The organism is Kitasatospora sp. NPDC001159, assembly GCF_053598235.1.
The window spans coordinates 16,781-36,566 of the sequence record NZ_JBSFJV010000076.1 but is presented as its reverse complement, the minus strand read 5'-3'; the positions used below and the strand labels follow the sequence as shown (position 1 = coordinate 36,566).

General features: G+C 71.6%; 9 protein-coding genes. 2 read left to right on the top strand and 7 right to left on the bottom strand.

Annotated features, from left to right (window positions below; genetic code table 11):
* Both ACWC9T_RS30275 and pulA read right to left on the bottom strand, forming a co-directional pair.
* A partial coding sequence (locus ACWC9T_RS30275) for a M4 family metallopeptidase (RefSeq protein WP_449824236.1) occupies window positions 1-2,052 on the bottom strand: 2,052 nt, incomplete at its 3' end.
* Window positions 2,053-2,622: 570 nt separating this feature from the next.
* Window positions 2,623-8,139, bottom strand: coding sequence for a pullulanase-type alpha-1,6-glucosidase (gene pulA, locus ACWC9T_RS30270; protein ID WP_449824235.1), 5,517 nt, complete (start codon window positions 8,137-8,139; stop codon window positions 2,623-2,625).
* A gap of 316 nt (window positions 8,140-8,455) precedes the next feature.
* On the opposite strand from pulA, the gene ACWC9T_RS30265 reads away from it, so the two are divergent.
* Window positions 8,456-9,427, top strand: a complete 972-nt coding sequence (locus tag ACWC9T_RS30265; RefSeq protein WP_449824234.1) for a phosphatase PAP2 family protein — start codon at window positions 8,456-8,458, stop codon at window positions 9,425-9,427.
* 72 nt (window positions 9,428-9,499) lie between these two features.
* Here the strand turns inward: ACWC9T_RS30265 and ACWC9T_RS30260 are convergent, their stop codons facing one another.
* Together ACWC9T_RS30260 and glnA are read right to left on the bottom strand one after the other, a co-directional pair.
* Window positions 9,500-12,541 carry a bifunctional [glutamine synthetase] adenylyltransferase/[glutamine synthetase]-adenylyl-L-tyrosine phosphorylase gene (locus ACWC9T_RS30260; RefSeq protein ID WP_449824233.1) on the bottom strand — a complete coding sequence of 1,014 codons (3,042 nt, stop codon included), beginning with the start codon at window positions 12,539-12,541 and terminating at the stop codon, window positions 9,500-9,502.
* A 156-nt stretch (window positions 12,542-12,697) separates the two neighbouring features.
* A complete protein-coding gene (glnA, locus tag ACWC9T_RS30255; protein ID WP_355675016.1) occupies window positions 12,698-14,059 on the bottom strand; it encodes a type I glutamate--ammonia ligase in 1,362 nt (453 codons plus the stop codon).
* 179 nt (window positions 14,060-14,238) lie between these two features.
* On the opposite strand from glnA, the gene ACWC9T_RS30250 reads away from it, so the two are divergent.
* On the top strand, window positions 14,239-15,993 hold the full coding sequence (locus tag ACWC9T_RS30250) for an NAD+ synthase (protein ID WP_449824232.1): 1,755 nt from the start codon (window positions 14,239-14,241) through the stop codon (window positions 15,991-15,993).
* Window positions 15,994-15,996: 3 nt separating this feature from the next.
* Here the strand turns inward: ACWC9T_RS30250 and ACWC9T_RS30245 are convergent, their stop codons facing one another.
* From ACWC9T_RS30245 to ACWC9T_RS30235, 3 genes are all read right to left on the bottom strand, one after another.
* Window positions 15,997-17,043, bottom strand: coding sequence for an endonuclease/exonuclease/phosphatase family protein (locus ACWC9T_RS30245; RefSeq protein ID WP_449824231.1), 1,047 nt, complete (start codon window positions 17,041-17,043; stop codon window positions 15,997-15,999).
* A gap of 194 nt (window positions 17,044-17,237) precedes the next feature.
* Entirely contained in the window at window positions 17,238-17,867 is a 630-nt protein-coding gene (locus tag ACWC9T_RS30240; RefSeq protein WP_449824230.1) for a TetR/AcrR family transcriptional regulator, read from the bottom strand.
* A gap of 172 nt (window positions 17,868-18,039) precedes the next feature.
* Window positions 18,040-19,653, bottom strand: coding sequence for a DHA2 family efflux MFS transporter permease subunit (locus ACWC9T_RS30235; RefSeq protein WP_449824229.1), 1,614 nt, complete (start codon window positions 19,651-19,653; stop codon window positions 18,040-18,042).
* Window positions 19,654-19,786: the final 133 nt, after the last annotated feature.

The window sequence follows — 19,786 nt, the reverse complement described above, 5'->3', positions numbered from 1 at the left end:
CGTCTGGGACAGCGTGTCGGTGTGGGTGGTGCCGTAGCCGTTCAGCCACGCCTTCCAGCTGCCACTGTGCGCCGCCTGCGAGGAGCTGTTGTCGATCACGCCGCTCGAAGCGGTCCACGGCGCCGCCGAACCCGTCTCGAAGCCCTGGTTGCCCAGCAGCTGCGCCGGGGTGCAGGTGCCGCCGCCACCACCGGTCACGGCCCAGGTGAAGCTGGTGGTCCCGGTCTTGCCGGCCGAGTCCTTGACCGTGACCGTCACGTTGGAGTTGCCCGCGGTGGTCGCGGTGCCGGTGATCACGCCGGTGTTGGCGTTGATGACCAGGCCGGCCGGCAGACCGGTGGCCGAGTAGGACAGCGGAGCCGTCCCGCCGGAGGCGTTGATCTGCAGGTTGACCGAGCCGCCGACCGCGGTGGACTGGTTGCCCGGGTTGGTGACGGTGACCCCGCCCGGGTTGGGCAGCGAGCCGACGTTGACGGCGGCCCAGGCGGTGGCGACCGCGTTGTACTCGGCGCTGTTCGCGCCGTACAGGTCGGTGGCCGCGTTCAGGGTCGCGGTACGGGCGGCGGCGTAGTCGGTGGTGGAGGTCATGTAGGCGGTCAGCGCCTTGTACCAGACCTGCTCCGCCTTGTCCCGGCCGATGCCGGTGACGGTGATGTTGTTGACCGTCGGGCTGTTGTAGCTGACGCCGTTGATCACCTTGGCGCCGCTGCCCTCGGCCAGCAGGTAGAAGAAGTGGTTGGCGACACCGGACGAGTAGTGCACGTCCAGGTTGCCGACGCCCGAGTACCAGGAGTCGGCCGACTGGCCGTCCTTGGAGGGCTTGTCCATGTAGCGCAGCGGCGTGCCGTTGCCGTTGATGTCGATCAGCTCGCCGATCAGGTAGTCCGGCACGTCCTTGGGCAGGTTGGCGTAGAACTCGACCATCGAGCCCATGATGTCGGAGGTGGCCTCGTTCAGGCCGCCGGACTCGCCCGAGTAGTTCAGGTTGGCGGTGGCGGAGGTGACGCCGTGGGTCATCTCGTGGCCGGAGACGTCGAGTTCGGTGAGCGGGTGGGTGTCGCCCGAGCCGTCGCCGTAGGTCATGCAGAAGCAGCCGTCGTCCCAGAAGGCGTTGACGTAGCCGGTGTCGTAGTGGACCCGGCTCATGGCACCGACGCCGTCGTTCTTGATGCCGTTGCGGCCGAAGGTGTTCTTGTAGAAGTCCCAGGTGGCGGCGGCGCCGTACTGGGCGTCGACGGCAGCCGACTCGCGGTTGCTGGCCAGGCCGTTGCCCCAGGTGTCGCTCGACTTGCTGAACAGCGTGCCGTTGCCGGAGGTGCCGTTGTTCATGTCGGTGGTGTACTGGCCGCCGCGGGTGGTGTCCTTCAGCGAGTAGGTCGAGCCGCTCTGGGTGGTGGTCAGCGGCACCTGGCCGACGAACACGCCGTTGCCGCTGCCGCGCTTGATGCCGTCGGCCTTGCTGAGCACCGCGCCGGTCTTGGCGTCGGTGACGACGTGCAGCTTGCTCGGGGTGCCGTCGGACTCGCGGCCGTTGACGACCGTCTCCCAGGCGAGCTTCGGGGTGCCGTCGGCGGCCCAGACGACCAGGCGCGGGGCGGATTCGACCGAGCCCTGCTCGGCGGCGAGCGCGGCCTCCTGGGCCTTCGGCGCGGCCAGGGCCGGGGTGGTGTCGACGCCCGCGAGGTTGGCCTCGCTGGCCTTGGTCACGCTCTTGGTGGCGCCGGCCGGGTCCTGGTGGACGATCAGGTCGCCGCCGAGGACCGGGAGCCCGGCGTAGGTACGCTCGTAGCGCAGGTGGCGACCGCCGTTGGCGTCCTGGACGACGTCCTTGGTGACCAGCTGCTCCTTGCCGTCCAGACCAAGCGCCTGGGCGAGGGAGGCGGTCTGCTGGTTCGCGGAGGCGATCAGCGCGGCCCGGGTGGTCTGCTGGGCGGCGACGGCGGCCGGCGCGTCCGGGGCCGCCTGCGCGATCACCGGCATGCCGGTGACCAGCAGCGCCGTGGTGGCGGCCATGACAACTGCCGCCTTCCGGGTGTGAGCGGAACGTGACATGCGGACTCCTTTTCCGACCGGCGCCGGTTCGCGCACGGTGGAGAGAACCTGGGCCGCGGGGTTGCGGCGCAGTGGGGGCCCCCGGCGGGTGCGACGGGGGTGCGGTTGCGGTGCTCACCGGGTGTTGCGGAGTTCGTTGCAGGGTCGGGACGCGCTGCGCCTCAACTGGGACAGCCGCACCGGGGGGTGGGGTCCCCTCGTCTGCAGCCGGAGGAATCGTGGCAGCAAACGCGCCGTTAATGACAGATGCATGCCACTGATTGGCCGATTATTTACCGAAACCGTATGCACAACGGTTCGTCAGTTGTGTCACGGCTTGACCAGGTCCTGAACACGGTTTTCATGGTCCGGGTAAAGTTCGATCACTGCCGGAGGTGACTGACCAGCACTCGGGCCTCCGCCGCCTACCGCGCGGTAGGCGGCAGCGCCGAACGGGCTCGGCACGTCACAGTTCCGGCCGTGCCACCGCCGGATTCCGGCCATTCCCCGTCCGAAACGGAACCGGGCCCCGCACCGGCCGTAACAGCCGTGCGGGGCCCGGGAGTTGCCGGGCAGTCGAAATCAGTCGTGTCAGTTCTGGACGAACACCGCCACGGTACGGCCCGGCACGGTGAAGGTCCCGGTCGCGGCGTCGAAGCCGGACTGCTTCACCACCTGGTCCACCCCGCCCGCCTGGACGGGGTGCAGCGCCTGGCCGGTCCCCTTCAGCGCGGGCACGGCCTGGGTCTGCGCGGTGGGCGTGGCGTTGAAGACCACGGTGATGCCCTTCTCCGCGCCCGGCAGCCCGGTGCCGTCCAGGTGCAGGGTGATCACCCCGGGCGTCTCACCGGATGTACCGGAGAGCGGGTACGACAGCCGCTGCTGGACGTCGGCCAGGGTGGGCAGCGAGAACAGCGGCGAGGACTGCTTGATCCGCAGGAACTCCTGGAACTGCGCGGAGGTCGCCCGGATGTCGGCCGCGCCCACGGTCAACTTCGGGTTGGCCAGCAGGGATCCGGCGGTCGGCCACATCTCCTGGTTGTCCTTCGCCATCGGCAGGCCGCGGCCCCAGCCGTTGCCCTGAGCCGCGTCCCAGTGGATGGCGTTGAACCAGTCGCCCGAGTCGTAGGCGTTGGAGTCCAGCGACTTGGAGCGCAGCAGGTCGCTGCCCGCCTGCGCGAAGCCCGCGCCCTGGGTGAGCGCGGTCAGCGACAGCCCGAGCGCCTGCATCCGGGCCCGGTCGGCGGGTGCGGTGCCGGTCGGCAGCTTGTACGCGAGCGCGTCGAACAGGTCGGTGTTGTCGTGGGCGTCCACGTACTCCACCGCCTCGCCCGGCTTGGCCGCGTATCCGGTCGGGGAGCCGTTGTAGTCGACCTGGGCGCCGGTGACGGTCTTCCCCGAGCTGTCGGTGAAGGAGTAGCCGGCCAGGTTGCCGGTCAGCCCGACCTTCAGCTGGTCCATCTGGTGCAGCAGCCGGGCCTTCTGCTCCTCCGGACCACCGTTCGCGGGCGAGCCGTTGGGGTCGGTGTACAGGCCCGAGGCGAAGCCCTGCTGCGGCGCGGAGTTCAGCATGAAGTTGCCGCCGCGGGCGGCGTCGCGGATCCGGTCGTCGAAGGTGGCGATGCCGGTGCCGGCCATGTTCTGCTGGGTGGCCTGCTCGAACCGGGCGTTGTTGGCGACGACACCGAAGTTCCAGCCCTCGCCGTAGAGGAAGATGTTCTTGCCGTCGACGCCGTCCGACTCGGGCGTCATCTTCCGCAGCGCGGCCTGCACGTCCAGCATGGTGGACTTCGGATCCAGACCCATCAGGTCGAAGCGGAAGCCGTCGACCTGGTACTCCCGGGCCCACAGCGTCACCGAGTCGACCACCAGGCGGTTCATCATGGCGTGCTCGGGCGCGGTGTCGGCGCAGCAACTGTCCGCCGTCACCTTGCCGTTGGCGTCCAGCCGCTGGTAGTAGCCGGGCACCACCCTGTCCAGCACGGAGTGCTCGGCCTGACCGCTGGCGGCGGTGTGGTTGTAGACCACGTCCAGCACCACCCGCAGCCCGGCCGCGTGCATCGCCTGCACCATCTGCCGGAACTGCACGGTCCGGGCGGTGCCGTTCGGGTCAGTGGCGTACGAGCCCTCCGGCACGTTGTAGTGCAGCGGGTCGTAGCCCCAGTTGTAGGCGTCGTCGGCGGCGACGGCCGCCACGCACTCCTGCTGCTTCGGGCTGTCCGGCGGAAGGGACTTGAGGTCGCAGGCCGGCAGCTTCTGATCCGCCCGGTTCTCGTGGATGGTGGCGATGTCGAAGGTCGGCAGCAGGTGCACGGTCGTCACCCCGGCCTTGGCGAGGTCCCGGAGGTGCTGCATCCCGGCCGAGTTCGACTCGGTGAACGCCAGGTAGGTGCCTCGCTCGGCGGCCGGGACGGTGGTGTCCTCCACCGAGAAGTCCCGGACGTGCAGCTCCTGGATCTGCTGGCGCGCGGGCGGGACGGCCTGCGGGCGGGGGTGGTCGTCCCAGCCCTGCGGCTTGAGCTCCTTCGCGTCCAGGTCGGCGACCAGGCTGCGCTTGGAATCGGTGGACAGTGCCACGGAGTACGGGTCGGTGACGGTGTTGACCACCAGCTGCTGCACCGAGGGGGCCCAGACCTTCACCTGGTACAGGTAGTACTTGCCGTCCAACTCCGGCTTGTCGCGGACGACTTCCCACACCCCGGTCTCGTCGTCCAGCTTCATCGGCAGCGTCCTCGGGGTGCCCCCGGTGGCGCTGTCGAAGACCTGGACGGAGACCTCCTGGGCGGTCGGCGCCCACAGTGAGAGGGCGACCTTGCCGTCGTAGTACGCCGGGCCGAAGTCCACCTTGCCGGTGCGACGGGCGTACAAGTCGTCCAGCACACCCGGGGTTTGGACACCGGTCCCGGCCAACACCGCGCCGCTCGGCAGGTGTTCGGTGAACAGCAGCTGGCTGCGCAGCGCAGCGGGGACGCGGGCGGTGTCCCGGGCGTCCACGGTGAAGGCGCGGTAGCCCGCCAGGTGCGGGTACTTGGCCTTCTGGGCGTCGGTCAGCCCGCTGGCGACGGGGTTGAGCCGCAGCCACTTGCCGGGCTTGGTCAGCACGCCCTTGTCGGCGCGGATGCCGCCCTCGGGGTCGTAGACCAGCTGGGCGCTGGTGCCGCCGGCCAGGGCCTGGTCGGTGGCGCCGTAGTTCGCCGGGACGACGACGGTCCTGGCGTCGATCCACTGGGCCTTGGCGCTGGTGAGGTCCAACTGCGAGGAGGCGGCCGGGTTCTGCGGCAGCAGGTAGCCCTCACGGCCGCCGAGGATCCACACCTCCTTGCCGTTGACGGCGAAGTCCAGCGACTGGTCGGCGGGCAGGTCCTTGTCGTTGCCGTTGTGCAGGATGTAGCTGAGGCTGGTCGCCCCGGGGGCCAGCGGCACCTCGAAGACGGCGCCGAAGGCGTCCCGGCGCGCCGGCATCAGCGGCTTGCCCCAGTCGGTGGGGTTGGCGGCGCCGGTCCAGTCGTGCAGGCCCCAGCCGTCGTAGTTGCCGTCGGCCCGGTTGTAGTGGATGACGGCGGTGTTGGCGGGCTGACTGTTCGCCGGGCCGGGGTTGGTCGTACGGACGGCCGCGTCGCCCTGCTTCAGCCACACCTCGCCGGTGGCGCCGACGTCGATGTGCCGGTCGGCGTCCACGTCCTTGACGCCGTTCTTCTCGACGATGAAGCCGACGTCCGAGGCCCCGGGCTTCAGCCGCACGTACGCGAAGGCGCCGTACGCGTCGCGACCGATGAACGGGTGCCCGGCCGGCCACTGGGTGCCCTCGCCGTCGGCGAGGTCGCCCCAGGCGTAGAGGTTCCAGCCGTCGTAGTCGCCGTCCGGCCGGTTGTAGTGGACGACGGCGTACGGGCGGGCGCCGGCGGTGGGCACCGGCTCGGGCGCCGGGGTGCCGGTGGTGAAGCTCGCGGTGGCGGAGCGCAGATGGCCGCTGGAGTCCTGCACGACAGCCTTGTACCGCACCACCGTGCCGGGCGCGACCGCGCTGAGATCCTGGGTCACCTGGTACTTGCCCGTGTCGGCGGTGCCCAGGGTCTGCCAGGGCCCGTTGCCGATCTGGGCGGCGAAGCTCACCCGGTTGAGGCCGCCGTCCGTCTGGGCACCGATCGTGACCAGGCCGGTCGAGCCGTCCGTCGGCGGCTGCACCGAGAGCTGCGGCGCGGCGGCCACCGGGGCGAGCTTGGCGCCCGCCTTGAAGACGACCGAGGACAGTGCCGGCACGGTCACGGTCACCTTGCGGTCCGCGCCGCTGGTCAGCCGCTCCCCCGCCGACGGGTAGATCCGGTCGAAGCCCATCCCCGCCGAGAAGGTGTCCAGGGTGACGGTCTTCGCCTCGGTGGCGTTGTTGACCGCCACCAGGTACTCGACCTGCTGCCCCGCGTCGATCCGGGAGAAGGCGTACACGCCCGCGCCGTCGGCGGCGTAGCGCTCGATCTGGGCGCCGTCGGCCAGCGCCGGGTTGTCGCGGCGCAGCTTGGCCAGCCCCGCGATGCCCTGGTAGAGCTCGCTGCCCTGCCCGTACCGGTCGGCCGGGCCGGAGGCGCCGCCGAGCACCCGGTCGCTGTTGTAGGAGGGCGTCCTGGAGGCGAACATGTCCTGGCGGGCGTCCTTGTCGCCGCCCGCGCCGGTGAAGCCCTGCTCGTCGCCGTAGTAGACGACGGGCTGGCCGCGGGTGAGGAACTGCAGCTCGTTGCCGAGCCGGTCCTTCCTCAGCAGGGTCGCGTCGTCGGCACCCGGATTGTCGGCGAGCAGGAAGGAGCCGAAGCGGCCCATGTCGTGGTTGCCGAGGAAGGTCGGCAGCTCGTACGCGTCGGTGTCGGCGCTGGTGTAGCGGTAGTCCTGGGCGTACACGTCGGCCAGGTTCCTGGCCGAGCCGCCCTGGGAGACGTAGGAGCGGGCCGCGCCCTGGAACGGGAAGTCGAGGGTGGCCTGCAGCTTGCCCTTGGTGACGTACGGCGAGGTGACCGCCGGGTCGCCGGAGTAGACCTCGCCGAACATGAAGAACTTCTTGTTGCCCTGTTTGGCGGCGAAGTCCTTGAGCGCGGGCGCCCACTGCTGCCAGAACGCCATGTTGACGTGCTTGACGGTGTCGATCCGGAAGCCGTCCACACCGGCGTCCTTGACCCACTGCTGGTAGACCTGCTCGAAGCCCTTCACCACCCGGGGGTTCTGGGTGTCCAGGTCGTCCAGGCCGTTGAAGTCGCCCTCGGTGGCGGACTCGCCGACGAAGGTCGAGTCGCCCCGGTTGTGGTACAGCGCCGGGTCGTTGAGCCAGGACGGGGTCTTGACCTTGGCGTCGTCCGGGGTGCGGAAGACCGGGGTGTAGGGGAAGGAGTCCTTGGTGATCTTCGGCCAGGGCGCGTGAGCGTCGGCGATCGCGGTCTCGTCGACCGGGTTGCCGTCGGCGTCGAGGGTCGGGTACGCGCCGACCGAGCGGTAGCCGTGCTGCTGCTCGGCGTCGTCGACGACATCGGCGGTGTGGTTGGTGATGACGTCGAAGAAGACCTTGATGCCGCGCGCGTGCGCCTTGGCTATCAGCTCCTTCAGCTGCTCGTTGGTGCCGAAGTGGGGGTCGACCTGGGTGAAGTCGGTGATCCAGTACCCGTGGTAGCCGGCCGAGGCGTCGGCGCCGCTGCCCTGCACCGGCTTGTTCTTGAAGATCGGGGCCATCCAGATCGCGGTGGTGCCGAGGTTCTGGATGTAGTCGAGCTTCTGAATCAGTCCGGCCAGGTCGCCGCCGTGGTAGAAGCCCTTGTCGGTGGGGTCGAAGCCGTTCTCCAGCCGCCCGCCGGTGATGCCGCCGCTGTCGTTGGCGGTGTCGCCGTTGGCGAAACGGTCGGGCAGGACGAAGTAGAACTGCTCGCGGGTGAGGTCGTGCCGCCCGGCGGTGGCCGCCAGCGCGGCGTCCGAGGGCGGGGGCGGCGGGGCGGCCGCGAGGGCCGCGGGGGCGCTGCCGAGGGTGGCGGCGGTCAGCGCGACGGCGAGCAGCACGGCCGTGCGGCCGGGTCTGCGTCGGACAGTGCTCCGTCGGGCAGTGCTCCGTCGGGGGCGGAGCGGCGTATCGGCCACTGAGGGGCTCCCTTGGGGGAAGGGCGATCGATTTCCCAGGAAGCTAGCGGCCTGCAATATGTTTCAGCAAGATGCAGAAAGCGTTTCGTGCCGGGAAAATCCAGGCCCCGGGCGCTCCCGGCCACCCCGGTTACGTCCTCACGGCGGTGGGCGTGACAATGGGACCTATGTCCGTCCCGCCGGTAAGCACCAGACCCGATCGCACCCCCTACCCCGGTGGGATCCGCCCCCTAACCCTCAAGGGGGACAGCCGGTGAAGAATCCACTTCCAGAGGATGAGCAGACGGCTACGGGCGGTCTGGCAGACTTGCCCCCCATGGGGGAACCAACCGAGATCCAGCGAGGCGACGCCGAGCGCGCCGACGCGGCCCGCGGTGACGGTTCCGAAGCAGCGACGGCCGCCCCGGCCCCACTGCCCGATGGAGCCACCCGTGCCGCCCAGTCCCGTACCGCCGCCCTGCGCAGCCGCATCCGCCACCAGCGTCGCTCACCGGCCCGGCCGCGGATCTGGATCGAGCTGGCCCTGATCGGGATCAGCTACTGGATCTACTCGATCGTCCGCAACGCCGTCCCGGAACAGGAAGCGATAGCCCAGAAGCACGCGCGCTGGATCTGGGACCTGGAGCAGAACCTCGGCATCGCGGTCGAGCACTCGATCAACCACGCGATGGACAGCGTCGGGTGGCTCATCACCGGGATGAACTACTACTACGCGACACTCCACTTCGTCATCACGATCGGCGTCCTGGTCTGGCTCTACCGCAGCCACCCCGGCCGTTACGTCGCGGCGCGTACCGTGCTGTTCGTCACCACCCTGATCGCCCTGGTCGGCTTCTACGCCTTCCCGCTGGCCCCGCCCCGGCTGATGACCGACGGCGGCTTCATCGACACCGTGAAGACCCACGGCACCTGGGGCTCGTTCGCCTCCGGGCCCGCCGCCCACGTGTCCAACATGTACGCCGCGATGCCCTCGATGCACATCGGCTGGTCGATGTGGTGCGGCCTGGCGATCTTCTCCCTGGCCCGCCGGACGTGGGTCAGGGCGCTCGGCCTGATGTACCCGGCCGTCACCCTGTTGGTCATCGTCTCGACCGCCAACCACTTCTGGATGGACGCCGTCGGCGGCGAGATCTGCCTGGCCCTGGGCTTCCTGGCCGCCCGCTGGCTGTACCACGAGTGGGTCTACAAGCTGCCTCAGGTACCTGCCCGGGAGAAGGCGCCGGCGGAGGAGCCGATCACCGTCCCGGAGCAGTGGAGCGAGCCGGCGGTCAGCACCGCACGGCGGTAGCAGAGCAGACGGGAAGGGGCCCCGACCAGGGGCCCCTTTCGCATGTGCCCGAGTCCCGCCGCGCCCGGGACCTCAGCCCACCGACCCGTAGAACAGCCGCTCCACCACCGCCCGGGCCCGCCGGGTGGTGCGCCGGTAGTCGTCCACCAGCTCCCCGCTGTGCCCGGCGCCGTAGCCCAGGTAGCGGGCCACCCCGGCCAGCTCCCGGGCCTCCCCCGGGAAGCTGTCCCCCGGCCGCCCGCGCACCAGCATCACCGCCGCGCGCACCCGGGAGGCCAGCACCCAGGCCGCGTCCAGCACCTCCGCGTCCGCCGGCTCGACCAGCCCGGCCGCCACGGCGGCGGCCAGCGCGCCCCTGGTCCGGGTGGTGCGCAGGGCCGGCAGCTCGTGCCCGTGCTGGAGCTGGAGCAGTTGCACGGTCCACTCCACGTCCGCCAGCCCGCCCCGGCCGATCTTGGTGTGAGTGGTCGGGTCGGCGCCGCGCGGCAGCCGTTCGGCCTCGACCCGCGCCTTGATCCGGCGGATCTCCACCAGGTCCCGCTCCGGCACCCCGGTGCCCGGGTAGCGCAGCGGGTCGATCAGCCGCCGGAACCGCGCGCCCAGCTCCTCGTCCCCCGCCACCGGCTCGGCCCGCAGCAGCGCCTGGCTCTCCCAGGCGTGCGACCAGCGCCGGTAGTACGCCGCGTACGAGGCCAGGGTGCGCACCAGGGGTCCACTGCGCCCCTCCGGCCGCAGGTCGGCGTCGACCAGCAGCGGCGGCTCGGTGGACGGCGCGCCCAGCAGGGTGCGCAGCTCGTTGCAGACCGCCTGGGCCGCCTTCGCCGCCTCCTGCTCCAGCGAGCCGAGCAGCGGCTCGTGGACGAAGAGCACGTCGGCGTCCGAGCCGTAGCCCAGCTCGCGGCCGCCGAAGCGGCCCATCGCGATCACCGCGATCCGGGTCGGCAGGTCCCCGTGCTCGGCCTCCCAGCCGGCCACGCAGGCGCGCAGCGCGCCCTGCAGGGTGGCCGCGTTGAGCGCGGTCAGCGCCTCCCCCGCGACGTCCAGCGCCTCGGCGGGGTCCTCCCCGAGCCGGCCGAGCACGTCCGCGGCGGCCGTACGGAACAGCTCCCGGCGGCGCACCGAGCGGGCGGCGGCCACGGCGGCGGCGGTGGACCCGGCCCGGCCGACGGCGGCCAGTATCTCCGACTCCAGCGCCGCCCGGCCGCGCGGCGCCAGGCCCTGCGGGTCGCCCAGCATGGCCACCGCCTCGGGGGCGCGCAGCAGCAGGTCGGGGGCGAGCCGGCCGGCCGACAGCACCCGGGCCAGCTGCTCGGCGGCGGCGCTCTCGTCCCGCAGCAGCCGCAGGTACCAGGGGGTGCGGCCGAGCGCGTCGGAGACCTGGCGGAAGTTGAGCAGCCCGGCGTCCGGGTCGGCCGAGTCCGCGAACCAGCCGAGCAGCACCGGCAGCAGGGTGCGCTGGATCGCCGCCTTGCGGCTCACCCCGGAGGCCAGCGCGCTGATGTGCCGCAGCGCGGCGGCCGGGTCCGCGTAGCCGAGCGCCTCCAGCCGGGCCCGGGCCGCGTCCGGGGTCAACCCGGCCGCTCCCGGCGGCAGTTCGGCGACGGCATCGAGCAGCGGGCGATAGAACAGCTTCTCGTGCAGCCGCCGGACCTCCACCGCGTGCCGCTTCCACTCGCGCTGCAGCGCGGCCACCGGGTCGGAGCGGGTGTCGTCGTTGATCAGCGCGGCGAGCGAGCGGGCGAGTCGGCGCAGGTCCTCCTCGACGGTGGGCATCAGGTGGGTTCGGCGCAGCCGGTACAACTGGATGCGGTGCTCCAGCGAGCGCAGGAAGCGGTACGCGGCGTCCAGCGAGGAGGCGTCCGCCCGGCCGACGTACCCGCCGCGGGAGAGCGCGGCCAGCGCCTCCAGGGTGTTGCCGCTGCGCAGCGCCGGGTCGGTGCGGCCGTGCACCAGCTGGAGCAGCTGGACGGAGAACTCGACGTCGCGCAGCCCGCCCGGGCCGAGCTTGAGCTGGCGGTCCAGCTCGGTGGCCGGGATGGAGTCGATCACCCGGCGGCGCATCTGCTGCACGTCGGTGACGAAGTTGTCCCGGGCGGCGGCCTGCCAGACCATCGGGGCGAGCGCCTCGACGTACGCGGCGCCGAGCTCGGCGTCCCCGGCGACCGGGCGGGCCTTGAGCAGCGCCTGGAACTCCCAGGTCTTGGCCCAGCGCTGGTAGTAGGCGAGGTGGCTGGCCAGGGTGCGCACCAGCGGGCCGTTGCGGCCCTCGGGGCGCAGGTTGGCGTCCACCGGCCAGATGGTGCCCTCGCCGGTGGTGTCCGAGCAGAGCCGGGTGAGCGCCGCGGCCAGCCGGGTGGCGGCCTTGACCGCCTCGTGCTCCTCCACCCCCTCGCGCGGCTCGGCGACGAAGATGACGTCCACGTCCGAGACGTAGTTGAGCTCGCGGCCGCCGCACTTGCCCATGCCGATCACCGCGAGCCGGCAGGCCACGGCGGCCTCCGGGTCCTGCTCGGCGGCGAGGTCCAGGGCGGTCTGCAGGGTGGCGCCGGCCAGGTCTGCGAGTTCGGCGGCGGTCTGGGCCAGGTCGGTGGTGCCGGTGAGGTCGCGGGCGGCGATGGCCAGCAGGCAGCGGCGGTAGGCGGCCCGCAGCGCGTTCGCCGGGCTGAGGGCGCCTTTCGGGCCTTCGGCCCGCACCCCTCTGGCGAGGGCCCGGCGGAAGTCCTCCGGGCCGGGGTGCATGTCCCGCAGCTCGAAGGTGACCAGCACGTGCCAGTCACGCGGGTGCCGGGCCAGGTGGTCGCCGAGCGCGGTGGAGACGCCGAGCACGCCGAGCAGCCGGTCGCGCAGCGGCTTGGAGGTGGTGAGGGTGTCACGCAGGGTGTGCCGCTCGGCCTCGTCGGCGGCCTCCAGCAGCCGGGCCAGGCCCAGCAGCGCGAGGTCGGGGTCGGCGGTCACGCCGAGCGCGTCCAGCAGCACCGGGTCATCGGCCAGGCCCTCCAGCCCGGGGCCCTCCAGCAGCCGCACCGCCTGCGCGGGATCGCTGAACCCGCGCCGGACCAGCCTGATCTCGGGCCGGCTCACCCGGCTCCCGGCCCGCTGCTCCTCGACCGCCATCGGCCCCTCCATCCGCCTCAAGCAGACTACGCGCCCTGGCGCCGACCCGCCGGGCGTGACCGACGGGTGGCCCGAGCCCGCTCCACTCCCCGCCGCACAACGGGCCCGCCGTCACCCGGAAGGACGACGGCGGGCCCGAAGAGGGCTGAGCCGATCTCAGAGCACCTGGAGGTTCTTGCGCAGCTCGAAGGGGGTGACCTCGGAGCGGTACTCCTCCCACTCCTGGCGCTTGTTGCGCAGGAAGAAGTCGAAGACGTGCTCGCCCAGGGTCTCGGCGACCAGCTCGCTGCGCTGCATCAGGTCGATCGCCTCGCCGAGGTTCTGCGGCATCGGCTGGATGCCGAGGGCGCGGCGCTCGGAGTCGGACAGCGCCCACACGTCGTCGTCGGCGCCGGGCGGGAGCTCGTAGCCCTCCTCGATGCCCTTGAGGCCGGCCGCGAGGGTGACGGCGTAGGCGAGGTACGGGTTGCAGCCGGTGTCCAGGGAGCGGACCTCGATCCGGGTGGAGCCCTGCTTGCCGGGCTTGTACATCGGCACCCGGATCAGCGCCGAGCGGTTGTTGTGGCCCCAGCAGATGTACGAGGGGGCCTCGCCGCCGGCGCCGGCGGTGCGCTGGGAGCCGCCCCAGATGCGCTTGTAGGAGTTCACCCACTGGTTGGTGACGGCGGCGGTCTCGGCGGCGTGCTTCAGCAGGCCGGCGATGAAGGATCTGCCGACCTTGGAGAGCTGGTACTCGGCGCCGGACTCGTGGAAGGCGTTGCGGTCACCCTCGAACAGCGAGACGTGGGTGTGCATGCCGCTGCCGGGGTGCTCGGAGAACGGCTTGGGCATGAAGCTCGCGTGCACGCCCTGCTCCAGCGCGACCTCCTTCATGACCAGCCGGAAGGTCATGATGTTGTCGGCGGTGGACAGCGCGTCGGCGTAGCGCAGGTCGATCTCCTGCTGGCCGGGGGCGCCCTCGTGGTGCGAGAACTCGACCGAGATGCCCATCGACTCCAGCATGGTGATCGCCTGTCGGCGGAAGTCGTGGCCCACCCCGCGCGGGGTGTGGTCGAAGTAGCCGGACTGGTCGGCGGGGATCGGCGGGGTGCCGTCGCCGGGCAGGTTCTTCAGCAGGAAGAACTCGATCTCGGGGTGGGTGTAGAAGGTGAAGCCCAGGTCGGAGGCCTTCTCCAGGGTGCGCTTGAGCACGAACCGGGGGTCGGCGTAGGAGGGCGAGCCGTCCGGCATCAGGATGTCGCAGAACATCCTGGCGGTCCCGGGGGTCTCCGAGCGCCACGGCAGGATCTGGAAGGTGGTCGGGTCCGGCTTGGCGATCATGTCGGACTCGTAGACCCGGGCGAAGCCCTCGATCGCCGAGCCGTCGAAGCCGATGCCCTCCTCGAAGGCCTGCTCCAACTCGGCCGGCGCCACCGCGACCGACTTCAGGAACCCGAGCACATCGGTGAACCACAGCCGGACGAACCGGATGTCACGCTCTTCGAGCGTCCGAAGCACGAACTGCTGCTGCTTGCCCATGGGGACAGTCTCACCTCTGCTCTTTACGCTCGTGTTACGCCCGGACGGCCCCGAGAGACCTCGCACGGCGACTGCCCCCATCATGGCCGATCACCGCGCGACTCGGCAGTGCCGACCCCCGTCCAGCCCCCCCCCCCCGCGCGGGACATCGCGTCAGTTAGACGATTACACTCGGGAGCATGCCCAATCTCCGTCTCGCCCTGAGCCAGATCGACCCCTGGGTCGGTGACATCGCCCGCAACAGCGATGAGGTGGTGCGCTGGACCAGGCAGGCCGTCGAGGCCGGTGCCCAGCTGGTCGCGTTCCCCGAGATGGCCCTGACCGGGTACCCGGTCGAGGACCTCGCCCTGCGCCGCTCGTTCGTCGAGGCCTCCCGCGGTGCGCTGGTGGAGCTTGCGGGGCGGCTGGCCGCCGACGGGCTGGGCGAGGTGCCGGTGGTGGTCGGCTACCTCGGGCGCTCCGAGCACGCGTCGCCGCGGTTCGGCCGCCCGGCCGGGTCGCCGCAGAACTGCGCCGCGGTGCTGCACCGGGGCGAGGTGGTCACCCGCTTCGCCAAGCACCACCTGCCCAACTACGGCGTCTTCGACGAGTACCGCTGGTTCGTCCCGGGCGACCAGCTGCCGGTGCTGCGGGTGCAGGGGGTGGACGTCGCGCTGGCGATCTGCGAGGACATCTGGCAGGACGGCGGCCGGGTCACCGCCGCCCGCGAGGCCGAGGCCGGGCTGCTGCTGGTGGTCAACGGCTCGCCGTACGAGCGGAACAAGGACGACCAGCGGCTGGAACTGGTCCAGCGGCGCGCGGCCGAGGCGGGCTGCACCCTGGCGTACGTCAACATGGTCGGCGGCCAGGACGAGCTGGTCTTCGACGGCGACTCGATCGTGGTCGGCGCGGACGGTGAGGTCCTCGCCCGCTCCCCGCAGTTCGAGGAGCACCTGCTGGTGCTGGACCTCGACCTGCCGGCCGCCAGCAGCGACCACACCGACGGTCTGCTGCTGAGCGACGGGCTGCGCCTGGTCCGCACCGAGCTGAGCGGCGAGCCGACCGGGGCGCCCGTGGAGCGGCTCGCCGCCGGCGTCGCGGAGCGGCTGTCCGACGAGGCCGAGATCTGGGCCGCGCTGGTCTCCGGCACCCGGGCGTACGTGGCCAAGAACGGCTTCAAGTCGGTGCTGATCGGCCTCTCCGGCGGCATCGACTCGGCGCTGGTGGCCTCGATCGCGGTGGACGCGATCGGCGCCGAGAACGTGTACTGCGTCTCGATGCCCAGCCGCTACTCCTCCCAGCACTCCCGGGACGACGCGGCCGAGCTGGCCCGCCGCACCGGGCTGCACTTCCGGACCGTCTCCATCGCCCCGATGTTCGACGCCTACCTGGGCGCCACCGAGCTGACCGGCCTGGCCGAGGAGAACCTGCAGTCCCGGCTGCGCGGCACCCTGCTGATGGCGATCTCCAACCAGGAGGGGCACATCGTGCTCGCGCCGGGCAACAAGAGCGAGCTGGCGGTCGGCTACTCGACCCTGTACGGCGACTCGGTGGGCGCGTTCGGGCCGATCAAGGACGTCTACAAGTCGCTGATCTTCCGCCTGGCTCGCTGGCGCAACGAGGAGGCCGCGCGGCGCGGCGAGGTGCCGCCGATCCCGGAGAACACGATCAGCAAGCCGCCGTCCGCCGAGCTGCGGCCGGACCAGGTGGACACCGACTCGCTGCCCGACTACGACCTGCTGGACAGCGTGCTGGACCGCTACATCGAGGGCGACGAGGGCCGGGACGCGATCGTCGCCGCCGGCTTCGACCCGGCCGTGGTGGACCGGGTGGTCCGGCTGGTCGACACCGCCGAGTACAAGCGGCGGCAGTACCCGCCGGGCCCGAAGGTCTCGGTCAAGAACTTCGGCCGGGACCGCCGCCTGCCGATCACCAACCGCTGGCGGCGCGGCTAGGAATCACTGGAACCGGTAGGTGGCGGCCACCGCGAGGTGGTCGCTGCCGTCCCGGGGCAGGGTGCGGGAGTCCACCGGCAACAGCCCGCCCTTGCTCATGATCTGGTCGATCCGGGCCATCGGGAAGGCGGACGGCCAGCTGAAGCCGAAGCCGTCCCCGGCGGCACCCTGGGCCGAGCGCATCTGTGAGGTGACCGGCGCCAGACTGCGGTCGTTCATGGTGCCGTTGAGGTCGCCGAGCAGCAGGACCTTCTTCAGCCGCTCGCCCTGGATCGCGTCGCCAAGCGCCTGGGCGCTGACGTCCCGCTGGTCGACGGTGAAGCCGCCCTCGGCCTTGAGCCGGACCGACGGCAGGTGCGCGACGTACACCGCGACCGGGCCCTGCGGGGTGGTCACCTCGGCCCGGAACGCCCTGGTCCAGCCCATCTTCAGGTCCACCGGGGAGACCCCGCTGACCGGGTACTTCGACCAGAGCCCGACCGTCCCCTCCACGGAGTGGTACGGGTAGGCGTCGGCGAGGCCGGCCTCGTACGCCCGCAGCTGCTTGCCGGCCAGTTCCTGGAGGGCGACGATCTGGGCGCCCGAGGCGACCACGCCGCGGATGGTGCCCGGCACGTCGGTGTTGTCGGCGGCGACGTTGTGGCTGACCACCGTCCAGTCGCCCTTGCCGCCGCTCCTGTCGGTCAGCAGCCCGCCGAACAGGTTGGCCCACAGCACGGTGGGCAGCAGCAGGACGAGCAGCGCGGTGGCGGAGCGGCGCAGCATCGCGGGCACCAGCAGCACCGGGACGGCCAGGCCCAGCCAGGGCAGGAAGGTCTCCAGCAGGCTGCCGAGGTTGCCGACGCCGTTGGGCACCTCGGCGTGGAAGGCCAGCAGCACGGCGGTGAGCAGGGCCAGCACGGCGATCACCAGGCCGCGCCGCCAGGTGCTGCTGCCGCGGGCGTCCCGGCCCCAGTTCCGCAGGCCGAGGAAGCCGCCGGTACGGCCGGCCGGGGCGGTGTCCGCGTCTCCGGTGGTCGTGGTCCGGTCGGTGCTGTCCGCCTGCGTCATGCCGTGGCTCCCTCGCTCGTGCCGTCGCCGGTCCGGCGTCCGGTCCGTGAGGGTACGGGCGGGGTGCCGGACTGGTGCCGGTTTGATCGGATACCCGGCTCAGCCTATGCCGGGACAGACGCGGGGTCCCCGGAGCGGGTTCCGGCGTGGCCCGGTTTGGTGAGCCAGGCCACGTCGGGACACGATCGAAGGCCTCAGCGCGGGGCGAGGCCGTCGAGCAGGGCGTCGACCATCTTGCGGGCGAGGTCCGGGTCCTCCAGGTCGGAGTCGTCCCAGAGGATGCTGCGGTAGAGGATCGGGCCCATCAGCAGGTCGCCGAGCAGGTCCAGGTCGAGGTCGTCGCGGATCACGCCCTCGGCGACGGCCTGGCGGATCAGGTGGAGCCCGGCCTCCCGGCGCGGCTTGATCACCCGCTCCTGGTACGCGGCGTACAGCTCGGGGAGGGTCTGCATCTGGCCGAGGGCGGCCTTGAGCACCCAGCGGGTGCGTTTGGCGAGGCCGCGCCGGCGGACGTAGTCGACCATCTCGATCAGGTCGTCCCGGGCGCTGCCCCCGGACGGCTCCGGCAGCGGGACCTCCAGCCGGCTGACCACGTCGACCAGCAGGGCTACCTTGTTGGTCCAGCGCCGGTAGATGGTGGCCTTGCCGACGCCGGCGGCGCTGGCGATGCCCTCGATGGTGAGCTCGGAGAGTGTGGTGCCGGCGGCCATCATCTCCTCGACGGCACTGAAGATGGCCTGCTCGGCGGCTTCACTGCGGGGCCGGCCGCGGCGTACCGCCGCGCAGGCCTGCCCGGTGTCGGCGCTCGGCGTGTCCGTCCTCATCCCCGATGTCTCTCCCTCGCTGTCCCCGGGCGCGCGGGCGCCGTGGCGTTTCCTCGGGCGGTCCGCCGGCGGGGTGGGCCCCGCCCTGGACCGAGGCCCTGCCGACCGGCGTACCGGTCGGCAGGGCCATTGTCGCTCAGCCGACTGCGCCTCAGGCGCAGCCAGCCGCAGGTCAGGCGTCGGCGGCCGCGTTCTCCCGGGCCTGGCCCGGCTGCGCCGGGACCTGGCCGACCGGGCCGCCGGGGGCGGCGGTGCGGCGCGGCAGCAGGAACCAGGCGACCAGTGCGCCGACCAACGAGATGCCCACCGAGAGCGAGGCCACCACGTGCATGGCGTGGATGAAGGAGTCGTTCGCCGGGGCGATCAGCGCCTTGCCCGCGCCGTTCGGGATCCGGTCGGCGATGGCCAGGGTGGCCTCCAGCGACTCGCCCGCCTTGTCGCGCAGCCCTTCGGGGAGGTGGCTGAGGGTGTCGGACATCCCGTCGCGGTAGACGGTGGAGAGCACCGCGCCGAGCACGGCGACCCCGAGCGAGCCGCCGACCTGGCGGAAGGTGTTGTTGACGGCCGAGCCGGCGCCAGCCTTCTCGCGGGGCAGCGAGCCCATGATCGCGACGGTGACCGGCGGCATGACGTGCGCCATGCCGGCACCCATCACCAGGCCGAGCACGACCAGCACCCAGATCGGGGTGGTCGCGGTCAGCACGGTGTAGCCGACGAAGCCGAGCGCGACCAGCACCATGCCACCGGCGGCGGTGGCGGCGACGCCGAGGCGCTCGACCACCAGCCGGGCCCGCGGCGCGAACACCAGCTGGGCGACGGCCAGCGGCAGCATCAGCACACCGGCCTGCAGGGCGCTGTAGCCGCGCACGCTCTGGGTGTAGAAGACGCCGAAGAAGGACACGCCCATCAGCGCGAAGAAGATCACGCCGACGACCACCACGGAGGCGCTGAAGACCTTGTTGCGGAACCAGGTGATGTCCAGCGCGGGGAACGGGGTGCGGCGCTCGAACCAGACGAAGGCGGCCAGCGCCAGCACGCCGAGCAGGGTCGGGCCCCAGGCCTCGAAGGCGGTGAAGTCGGCCAGCTGGCCGCCCTTGATGATGCCGTAGATCAGCGCGACCAGGCCGATGATCGACAGCAGCACGCCGACCGGGTCCATCCGGCCCGGGTTGGGGTCCTTGGACTCGGGGACCAGGACCGCCATCGCGATCAGCGCGACGATCACGATCGGGACGTTGACCAGGAAGACCGAACCCCACCAGAAGTGCTCGATCAGCAGGCCGCCGGTGATCGGGCCGATGGCGATGGCCAGGCCGACCGCGCCGGCCCAGATGCCGATCGCCTTGGGCTGCTCCTCGCGCTCGAAGACGTTCATGATGATGGCCAGCGTGGCGGGCATCGCGAGCGCGCCGCCGACACCCATCAGGGCGCGGTAGCCGATGAGTTCACCGGGTGAGCCGGCCATCGCCGACAGCAGCGAGGCGATGCCGAAGACCACCATGCCGGCCAGCAGCGCGCGCTTGCGGCCGAAGCGGTCGCCGAGCAGGCCCGAGGTGAAGAGCAGCCCGGCGAAGACCAGGGTGTAGGAGTTGATCGCCCATTCCAGGTCGCCCTGGGTGGCGCCCAGCCCGACGGGGGCGGGGGTCGCGATGGTCTTCATCGCGACGTTGAGGATCGAGTTGTCGAGCACGACGACGAGCAGGGCGAGCACCAGGGTGCCCAGGATCGCCCAGCGGCGGCGGTGGATGGCTTCCGGCACACGGGGTGGCGCGGCGGCGGTGGTCATTGGTCTTCCCGTCCGTGTTGGTGTGGCACTGGCGGGCATTTGCGAGTCGAATGCGTCTCGTAACCCCCCGCACCAGAGTAGCGGCCAATACGATACGAGACGAGTCCGTTTCGCAAAATGGAGGCAAAGCCCG

What these genes read in the sequence shown, in the direction of transcription:
- ACWC9T_RS30260 (WP_449824233.1), bottom strand. Translation starts at nt 12,541, where the DNA reads ATGGCGGTCGAGGAGCAGCGGGCCGGGAGCCGGGTGAGCCGGCCCGAG.
- ACWC9T_RS30235 (WP_449824229.1), bottom strand. Translation starts at nt 19,653, where the DNA reads ATGACCACCGCCGCCGCGCCACCCCGTGTGCCGGAAGCCATCCACCGC.
- ACWC9T_RS30265 (WP_449824234.1), top strand. Translation starts at nt 8,456, where the DNA reads ATGGGGGAACCAACCGAGATCCAGCGAGGCGACGCCGAGCGCGCCGAC.
- ACWC9T_RS30245 (WP_449824231.1), bottom strand. Translation starts at nt 17,043, where the DNA reads ATGACGCAGGCGGACAGCACCGACCGGACCACGACCACCGGAGACGCG.
- ACWC9T_RS30240 (WP_449824230.1), bottom strand. Translation starts at nt 17,867, where the DNA reads ATGAGGACGGACACGCCGAGCGCCGACACCGGGCAGGCCTGCGCGGCG.
- ACWC9T_RS30250 (WP_449824232.1), top strand. Translation starts at nt 14,239, where the DNA reads ATGCCCAATCTCCGTCTCGCCCTGAGCCAGATCGACCCCTGGGTCGGT.
- glnA (WP_355675016.1), bottom strand. Translation starts at nt 14,059, where the DNA reads ATGGGCAAGCAGCAGCAGTTCGTGCTTCGGACGCTCGAAGAGCGTGAC.